Origin of the sequence: Streptomyces longwoodensis (assembly GCF_001514125.1) — a bacterium.
Classification (GTDB): Bacteria; Actinomycetota; Actinomycetes; order Streptomycetales; family Streptomycetaceae; genus Streptomyces; species Streptomyces longwoodensis.
Genome location: NZ_KQ948558.1, coordinates 1 through 9,074, shown reverse-complemented (window position 1 = coordinate 9,074; position 9,074 = coordinate 1). Strand labels below are relative to the sequence as shown.

The following is a 9,074-nucleotide window of genomic DNA, read 5'->3' as shown; positions in this document are numbered from 1 at the left end:
CCGGGTGCCGCCTCCCGGTGCCCGCACGCGCGGGGAGGCGGACCCGGCAGTGGGTCCGCCTCCCCCGTGCGCGTGGCGCGTGGCGGGTGCTACCGGCCGGCGCCGGCGCGGGCACGGCGCCGCAGGGGCGGCGGAGCGGCCTCGGTGGCACCGGCCGTGCGGAGGTGTTCCGCGAGCCGGGCCGGGGTCGGTGCCTGGAACACGTCGCGCAGGCTCAGCCGCACCCCGAGCACGGAGCTCACCCGGTTGACCAGCCGTACCGCGAGCAGGGACTGGCCGCCGACGCGGAAGAAGTTGTCCCCGGCCGCCACCGGGCGGCCGCCCAGCACCTCGGAGAACAGGCCGCGCAGCACCTCGGTTCGCGGATCGTCCCCCGCGCCGTCCGAGGAGCGCGCCGCGGACCCGGGGGCGGGCAGCGCCGCCAGGTCCACGCGGCCGTCCGGTGTGCGCGGCAGCGCCGGCATCGTGACGACCGCCGACGGCACCGCGTACTCCGGCACCTCCCGCGCCAGGGCCGCCCTTACGGCGGCCTCGTCCACGTCCGCCCCCGGCCGCGCGGTCCGGGCGCGGACCACGTACGCCGTGACGGTGGACCCGCCCGGACGGACGGTCACCACGGCGTCCGCCACGTCCGGCAGGCGCAGCAGGGCCGCCCGCACCGCCCCGGTGTCCACGGGCAGCCCCGAGACCCGGACCCGCTCACCGGGCCGGCCGAGGAACCGCAGCGTCCCGTCGGCGGTGCGCCGCGCCCACCGTCCGGTCCGCAGCAAGGTCGCGCCGGGCGCGCCCAGCGGATCGGGCACGACGGTGACGGAGGTGGTGCCGGCCCGGCCCGGAACGCCGTACACGCTCCCTGATGCCGGTACGTACACCTCTCCCGGCACCCCGTCGGGCACGGGCCGCAGACGGGTGTCGAGCAACCGCACCGGACCGGCGCCGTCCGTCGTACGGGTCACCTCGCCACGGTCCGCCCGCTCGTCGCCGTCCGCCGCACCGGCGGGGCCACCGAGCAGCGCGGACCACAGGGCGAGGGAGAAGTCGGCCGAGGTGACGGGCGCGTCGGCCGCCCCGGTCGCGCCCCGGCCCACGGCGGCGGCCAGCGCCCGGTGCGTGACCAGCACGGGGGCCGGGGCGCCGTCGGGCCCGATGACGTGGTGGACGCAGGCGACGTCGTCACCGCGTGCCCGTCCGGCGTACGGGGCGTCCGGTGCCGGGACCTCGGCCTCCGTCACCACGTCCGCCTCGGTCAGCACCAGGTGGGCCCCGGCGTCCCGCGCCACGGCCGCGTCGCCGAGGACGTACCCGGCCCCGCAGCGCAGCACCGCGAGCACGGCCACGGCCAGCGGCTCCCCGGGAGCCATGCGCAGGCCCACCAGCGCGCCGGGCCGCACCCCGCGCCGCCGCAGCCGTTCGGCCAACCGCAGGGACCGCGAGGCCAGTCCGACGCGGGTCACCGGTGCGCCGTCGTGGCCGACGGGGGAGGCGAGGCCGTCCGGCGCGGCGGCCGCGCGGGCGTCGAACAGGTCGGTCAGCGTCGGCACGGGGCGCTCGTACGCCCTTGCGCCCTCGGTGCTCCCGTCGTTCCCGTCCGTGCCGGGGCCGGTGAGCCCCAGGTCCGCCACGCGCCGGTCGGGATCGGCCGCGACCTCCTCGGCGATGCTCACGAAGCGCTCGACGATCAGGCGGGCGGTGCCGGGGTCGAAGAGGTCGGTGGCGTACTCCAGTACGCCGTCCAGTCCGGCGGGCCTGCCGTCGGCGTCGCGCCGGTCGTGCAGGGCCAGGGTCAGGTCGAGCTTGGCCCGGCCGGTGTCCACGGGGACGGGGGTGCCGTCCAGCGGCTTCGGCCCGGCGGTGGCGCCCGCCGGGGCGGGGTGGACCTGGAGGACGACCTGGGTGAGCGGGTGGTGGCTGGTGGTGCGGTGCGGGTTGAGGTGTTCGACCAGGAGGTCGAAGGGCAGGGTGTCGTGGGCGTAGGCCGTGAGGTCGGTGGTGCGGACCCGGGCGAGGAGTTCACGGAAGGTCGGATCGCCGTCCGTGCGGGTGCGCAGCACCAGGGTGTTGACGAAGAAGCCCACCAGCCGGTCGAGTCGGGGATCGCTCCGCCCGGCCGTCACGGTGCCGATGGGCAGGTCGTGCCCGGCGCCGAGCCGGGTGAGGGTGACCGCCAGCAGGGCGTGCACCGTCATGAACAGCGTGGCGTCGTTCTGCGTGCTGACGCGGACCAGCGCCTCGTGCGCCGACGGCCCGAGGGCCACCGGGGCGAGGGCTCCGCGCTGCGTCGGCCGGGCCGGCCGGGGCCGGTCGGTGGGCAGGTCGAGCAGCTGGGGCGCGCCGTCGAGCTCCCGCTTCCAGTGGGCGGTCTCGCGCGACAGGAGGCTGTCGGGGTCGGCGCCGTCGCCGAGGATCTCGTGCTGCCACAGGGCGTAGTCGGCGTACTGCACCGGCAGCGGCGCCCAGCCCGGGGCGTGGCCCTCGGCCCGCGCCCGGTAGGCGGTGTCGAGGTCGTCGAGGAGCCGGTCCAGGGACCAGCCGTCGGCGGCGATGTGGTGCAGCACCAGCACCAGCGTCTGGGAGCCGTGCTCGTCCGTGTAGAGGCGGGAGAACAGCGGCGGTTCGGCGGCCAGGTCGAAGGGGTGCCGGGTGTCGAGGTCGATCCGCTCCGTCAACTCCTGGGCGGTGGTGCGCACATGGCGGTGCCGGACGGCCGGGTCCGCGTGCACGGTCTGCTGCGGGCGCCCGCCGGACGCCGTGTACGTGGTCCGCAGGATCTCGTGGCGGGCCACCACGTCCCCCAGGGCGGCGTGCAGCGCGTCGGGGTCCAGCGGCCGGCGCAGGGCGAGCACCACCGGCACGTTGTAGGCGGGCCCTGAGCCCTGGAGCTGGTCGACCAGCCACAGGCGGCGCTGGGCGTGCGACAGCGGCAGCACCGCCGGGCGGGGCCGGTACGGCGTCAGCGGCGGGACGGTGGCGCCGTCGGGCCCGGACAGCCGCCGGCCGAGGGCGTGCGGGGTCGGCGCGAGGAACAGGTCGCGGATCGTCAGGGACGCGCCGAGCACGGTGCGGATGCGGTGGGTGAGGCGGATGCCCAGCAGCGAATGGCCGCCGATCCGGAAGAAGTTGTCGTGCGGGCCGACCCGGTCGCGGCCCAGCAGGTCCGCGAAGAGCCCGCACAGGATCTCCACCCGGGGATCGACCGGGTCCCCCGCCCCGGCGGCGCCGTCCGTCTCCGGGCCCGCCGGACCGGCGGGGGCGCTCCCCGTACGGGCGGGCAGCTCCCGCAGGGCGCGCTGTTCCGCCGGGCGCAGGGGCGCGGCGGCCGGGGCCGAGGGGTCGTCGGCCAGGGCCGTGAGCGTGCGCACGAACAGGTCGAGCAGCAGCCGGGCCGTGGGCTCCTCGAACAGGTCCGTCGCGTACTGGAGCCAGACGTCGAGGCCGCCCTGCTGTCCGTCGGCGGACGGCAACTCCGCGCAGAAGAAGGTCAGGTCGAACTTCGTCGTCCGCAGCTCCACCGGTTCGACGCGCGCGGTGAGACCGCCGAGGGACGGCCCCCGCGCCTCCTCGGGGGCCGTCTGGAGGGTGAGCATGACCTGGAAGAAGGGGTGGTGGGCGAGGGAGCGTTCGGGGTTGAGGTGTTCGACGAGGAGGTCGAAGGGCAGGTCGTCGTGGGCGTAGGCCGCGAGGTCCGTGTCGCGGACCCGGGTCAGGAGGTCGGTGAAGGAAGGGGTGCCGGACAGGTCGGTGCGCAGGACGAGGGTGTTGACGAAGAAGCCGACCAGGTCGGCCAGGTCCTCCTCGGGCCGGCCCGCGACCGCCGTGCCGACCGCGACGTCCTCGGTGCCGGCCACCGCGCCGAGCGCGACCGCCAGCGCGGCCTGCACCGCCATGAACGGGCTCGCGCCCCGGCCGCGGGCCACGGCGGCCAGCCGCCGGTGCGTGTCCCGGTCCAGGCGTGCGGTGACCGTCGCGCCCCGACCGCTGGGCTCGGCCGGGCGCGGACGGTCGCACGGCAGGTCCAGCACCGCGGGGGCACCTGCCAACGCCTCCTTCCAATGGCCGAGTTGTTCGGCGGCGACGCTCGTCGGGTCCTGGGCGTCGCCGAGCATGTCGTGCTGCCACAGGGAGTAGTCGGCGTACTGGACCGGCAGGGGCTCCCAGCCGGGTGCGCGTCCCGCCGCACGGGCGGCGTAGGCCTCCGCCAGGTCGCGCAGGAGCGGGCGCACGGACCAGCCGTCGGTGGCGACGTGGTGCACCAGCAGCACCAGGGCCGCCCTACGGGTGTCCGCACCGGTGAACAGCCGTACCCGCAGCGGCAGGTCGCGGGAGATGTCGAACGGCTCGTGCACGAAGGCCCGCACCGCCGCGTCCACTCCGTCGCCGCCGCACTCCACCACGGCGACGTCCACGGGCGCGCCGGCGGGCGCGATCCGCTGGTACGGCTCGCCGTCCGGGCCGGCCGGCAGCGTGGTGCGCAGGGTCTCGTGGCGCGCCACCACGTCCCGCACGGCCGCCTCCAGGACGACCGGGTCCGGCACGCCGTCCAGGCGGAGCACCACCGGCGCGTTGTACGCCGCCGACGGTCCCTGGAGGCGGTTGAGGAACCACAGCCGCCGCTGCGCGTACGACAGCGGGATCATGTGCGCACCCCCGCCCCGTCGGCCGCGCCCTCGGCCAGCGCGCCCTCGATCCGCGCGGCCAGGTCCCGCAGCCGCGGGTGGGCGTAGACCGTCTTCACGGGCAGGCTCACGCCGAGTTCGGCCTTCACGCGGGACACCAGCTTGATCGCGAGGAGCGAATGGCCGCCCAGCTTGAAGAAGTTGCTGTCGGCGGTGAGCGTGCGCACGCCCAGCACGGACGACCACACCCGCGCGATCAGCTCCTCGGCCCGCCCGGCGGGCAGGTCGGCGGCGGACCCACGGGTCTCCTCGGGCGGCTCGGGCAGCGGCAGGGCGGCCCGGTCCAGCTTGCCGTTGGCGGTGGTCGGGAAGCGGTCCAGGGCGACCAGCGCGGACGGCACCATGTACGCGGGCAGGCGCGCCGCCAGGTGGTCGCGCAGTACGTCGGTGGTCAGCGGCGCGGCGGCCCGGTAGTACGCCACCAGGCCCGGGGCGCCGTGCAGGTCGTCCACGAGGACCACCACGGCCTCCGCCACCGACGGGTGGGCGGCGAGCCGGGCGCGGATCTCGCCGAGCTCGATCCGGTGGCCGCGCAGCTTGACCTGCCCGTCACCACGGCCCAGGTACTCCAGCCGCCCGTCGGACCGCCGCACGCAGCGGTCGCCCGTGCGGTACATCCGCTCACCGGCCCCGCCCGCCGGGTCCGCCACGAAGCGCTCGGCGGTCAGCCCCGGACGGTTGCGGTAGCCGCGGCCCACCCGCGGGCCCGCCAGGTACAGCTCACCTGGGGTGCCGTCGGGGACCGGCCGCAGCCCCTCGTCCAGCAGGCGGGCGCGCAGTCCGGGCAGCGGACGGCCGATGTGCGGGGCCGCGTCCGCGCCGATCCAGCCGGCCGTCGCGTCGACCGTGCACTCCGTCGGGCCGTACAGGTTGACGGCGCGCAGCCGGCCCGCGTCGGCGTGCCCGGCGATGCGGCGCCACAGGGCGGGACTGATCGCCTCGCCGCCGATGAGCAGCGTCAGCGGACCGCCCTCGCCTTCCGCGGCCGGCGCGGTGGACGCCGCCAGCCGGTCGATCACCGGGTCGGCGTGCGAGGGGGTGATGTCGAGGTCCGTCAGCCGCTGCTCCTCGACGCAGCGCACGAGCAGGTCGGGATCGGCGCGGGTCTCCTCGTCGATCATCACCAGGGTGTCGCCACGGCACAGCCGTACCCACTGCTGCACCGAGGCGTCGAAGGACGGCGAGGCGTTCCAGCCCACCCGTCCCGGACCGGGCCGCACGATGCCCGTGGCCGGCGACTCCAGCTCCGTGAGCAGGGCGGCCGCGGCGGCCCGGGTGATCTCCACGCCCTTGGGGCGGCCGGTGGAGCCGGAGGTGAAGATGACGTACGCGAGCGCGTCACCGGGCACCGGCACCGGACCCGCGGGGTCCTCGTCGAGGCCGTCCGCCGCGGCGAGTTCCGCGAACGGCACCTGCGTGGCCGCCTCCTCGCCGGACCCGCCGACCACCAGGTCGGCCGCCGCGTCCGTCACGAGCTGCCGGCGCCGCTCGGCGGGGAGCCGCGGGTCGACCGGCAGATAGGCGGCGCCCGCGGTGAGCGTGCCGATCAGCGCGCTCACCAGGTCCGCGCCGCGCGGCAGGCCCAGCGCCACCACGCTCTCCCGGCCGACGCCCCGCGCCGCCAGGCGGCGGGCGATCCGGGCGGCCTCGGCGCGCAGCGCGCCGAAGGTGAGGGTGCGGTCGGCCGCCACGACGGCGATCCGGTCCGCGGGCACGCGCGCCAAGCGCGCGATCAGGTCGTCGTCGGCGAGGGCCGGCCGGGGACGCACGGCGGTCATGACCGTCATCGCCGTCACCGCCCGCTCGTGGTGCGGGAACCGGCCTGCGTCCCCGTCGCCGGGGACACCGTCGGACTGCACGCGTCCAGCGACACCGGGTCGCCCATCGCGACGAGGATCCTGCGGTCGCCCCGGAAGGCCTCCCGGCCATGCGCGCACAGGATGTTGTCCACCAGCATCAGGTCGCCCGGCTGCCAGGTCTCGCGGACCGTGACGCGGTCGTACACCGCGTTCACCGCGTCCACCTCCTCACGGGTCAGCGGCGAGCCGTCCCCCAGGTAGGTGGCGAACGGCAGGCCGTCCGGACCGTACGTCTCGGTGAGCACCTCGCGGATGTCCTCGTCGAGCGTCCACTCGTTCCAGAAGGCGAAGTGGTTGAACCAGACGCGCTCGCCCGTCACCGGGTGCGTGACGACCGCCGAGCGGACCTGACGGGTGCGCAGCGCGCCGTCCTCCAGCCACTCGTGCCCGATCGTGTTCTGCCGGCAGTACTCCTCGACCTCCGCCTCGTCGTCGGTCGCGAAGCTCTTGTACCAGGGCAGTCCGGCCAGCTCGGAGAAGTTGCGCACCAGCAGCCAGCCGGCCGCCTCGAAGCGCTCCCTGAGCTCCGGCGGCAGCTGCCGCAGCGCCTCCCGCATGTCGCCCACGGTCGTGGCGCCGCCCTCCTCGGGCGCGGTGAGGCAGCAGAACAGCAGGGTGCCGGGGAAGTCGAGCGTGTAGCTGTTCTCGTTGTGCAGCCGGATCGGCTGCACGGCCGGCAGGTCGGTCGAGGAGAAGACCCCCTCGCCGAAGTCGGTACGGGGGGTGGCCTTCTCCTTGTAACCGGCCCGCTGCTCGATCAGCACGTCGCGGGCGGCGGCGAAGTCGGCGGCCGACCGGACCGGCAGGCCGCGCACCAACAGGGCCCCGGAGCGCAGCAGTTCCTCCTTGACGGCCGTCCGGTGGGCGCGCAGCCAGTCGAGGGCGCTGTCCAGGTCGGACAGCTCGGGCGCACGCAGGACGACGGGCGCGCCGGGGGTGCGGACCAGGTCGAGGTCCACTACGGAGCCGTTGGGGGCGGTGGGCATGACATCTCCTCAGGTGTCGGGAGCGGTGACGCGGGTGGGGTGTGCGGGGCGGGCGGGGGACGGCGCGGTGTCAGACCAGGGCGCCCCGGCCGGCAGCGGCGGACGCCCGGTCGAGGACGTCCTCGAGCAGGCCGAAGAAGCGCTCGCCCTGCTGCTGGAAGTAGAAGTGGCCGCCGGGCAGGGTCGCGGTCGAGCAGGGCCCGTCGGTCACCTCGGACCAGCGGCCGAGGGCGGACACCGGCACGATCGGGTCCTCCCGGCCGCCGATCACCGTCACCGGGCAGGACAGGGACCGGGCGGGCCCCTCGTGGCGGTAGTCGTCGTCCAGGGCGAAGTCCGCGCGCAGGGACGGCAGGACGATCTCGCGCAGCTCGGGCTCGTCCAGGACGCCGTCCTCGGTGCCGCCCCGCTCCTTGATCGCGGCGACCAGTTCGTCGTCGGTGAGCCGGTCCGGGTACACCTTCGCAGGGTTGGGCAGGAACGGCGCCCGGCAGGCGGACACGACGAGGGCCCGCGGGGGGCGGCCGGCCGCCGTCAGCGCGCGGGCCACCTCGAACGCCACCAGCGACCCCATGCTGTGCCCGAGGACCACCAGGTCGTCGGCGTCCGCCGGGAGGGCGTGCACCACGGGGCCGGCGAGGTCCGCCATCGTGGTGGGCAGCGGCTCGGCGAACCGCGCGCCGCGCCCCGGGTACTGGCCGATCAGCAGCCGCACCTCGGCCGACAGGGCGTCCCGCCACGGGGCGTACGCGTGGGCGTTGCCGCCGGCGTGGGGCAGGACCAGCAGGGACAGCCGGTGCCCGGAACCCGTCTCGGGCAGCCGCCAGACGACGTCCTCGTCCGGGCACGGCGCGGGCAGGGCATGACTCATCTCGGACTCCGTTCACACAAGGGATGGACACGGCGGAACACAGGGGACGGACACGGGGGAGGGGCACGCAGGGATGAGCGGTACGGGGCGGGCGTCAGGACTGCGGGAGCAGCGCCCCCGCCGACGTCCGCCGGCGCAGGGCCGGCCGGGCACGCCGGCCTGCCGGTCCGCCGTCCGGACCCGCCCGCATCGCGTCGATACGGGTGGTGAGGTCGGCGACGGTGGGTGCCTGGAAGACGTCGCGGATGGTGAGGTGGGTGCCGAGGGTGTGGTTGGCGCGGTGGGTGAGGCGGGCGGCGAGGAGGGAGTGGCCGCCGAGGTCGAAGAAGTCGTCGTCGAGCGTGACGGGCCGGCCGGTGTTGAGCACCTCCCCGAACAGCTCGCACAACAGCCGCTCCCGGTCGGTGCCCGGCGCCCGGCCCTGCTCACCGACCGCGAACCGCGGGGCCGGCAGCGCCCGCACGTCCAGCTTGCCGTTCGGCGTGAACGGCAGCCGCTCCAGCACCGTGAAGGCGGCCGGGACCATGTAGTGCGGCAGCCGGTCCCGCAGCCAGGACCGCACCTCCCGCGTGTCCAGGTCGGTTCCGGGTGGGGTGGTGAGGTAGGCGGCGAGGCAGGGTTCGCCGGTGGGGCTGGTGGTGGGGGTGAGGGCGGCTTGGGTGATGTGAGGGTGTTTCAGCAGCGC

5 protein-coding genes are annotated in these 9,074 nt (G+C 76.2%); all 5 read right to left on the bottom strand.

Annotation, left to right across the window (positions count from 1 at the left end; genetic code table 11):
• Positions 1-89: 89 nt before the first annotated feature.
• Positions 90-4,634, bottom strand: a complete 4,545-nt coding sequence (locus tag AQJ30_RS24615; protein WP_067238058.1) for a condensation domain-containing protein — start codon at positions 4,632-4,634, stop codon at positions 90-92.
• On the bottom strand, positions 4,631-6,532 hold the full coding sequence (locus tag AQJ30_RS24610) for a non-ribosomal peptide synthetase (RefSeq protein ID WP_245727088.1): 1,902 nt from the start codon (positions 6,530-6,532) through the stop codon (positions 4,631-4,633). The genes AQJ30_RS24615 and AQJ30_RS24610 overlap by 4 nt, the downstream gene beginning before the upstream one ends.
• On the bottom strand, positions 6,466-7,518 hold the full coding sequence (locus AQJ30_RS24605; RefSeq protein WP_067238055.1) for a TauD/TfdA family dioxygenase: 1,053 nt from the start codon (positions 7,516-7,518) through the stop codon (positions 6,466-6,468). Before AQJ30_RS24605 ends, AQJ30_RS24610 begins: the two co-directional genes overlap by 67 nt.
• Positions 7,519-7,588: 70 nt before the next feature.
• Complete coding sequence (locus AQJ30_RS24600; protein WP_067238054.1) at positions 7,589-8,389, bottom strand: thioesterase II family protein; 801 nt, start codon at positions 8,387-8,389, stop codon at positions 7,589-7,591.
• Positions 8,390-8,483: 94 nt separating this feature from the next.
• Positions 8,484-9,074 (bottom strand): phosphopantetheine-binding protein (locus tag AQJ30_RS24595; RefSeq protein ID WP_159052385.1); only part of this gene is annotated, 591 nt, incomplete at its 5' end.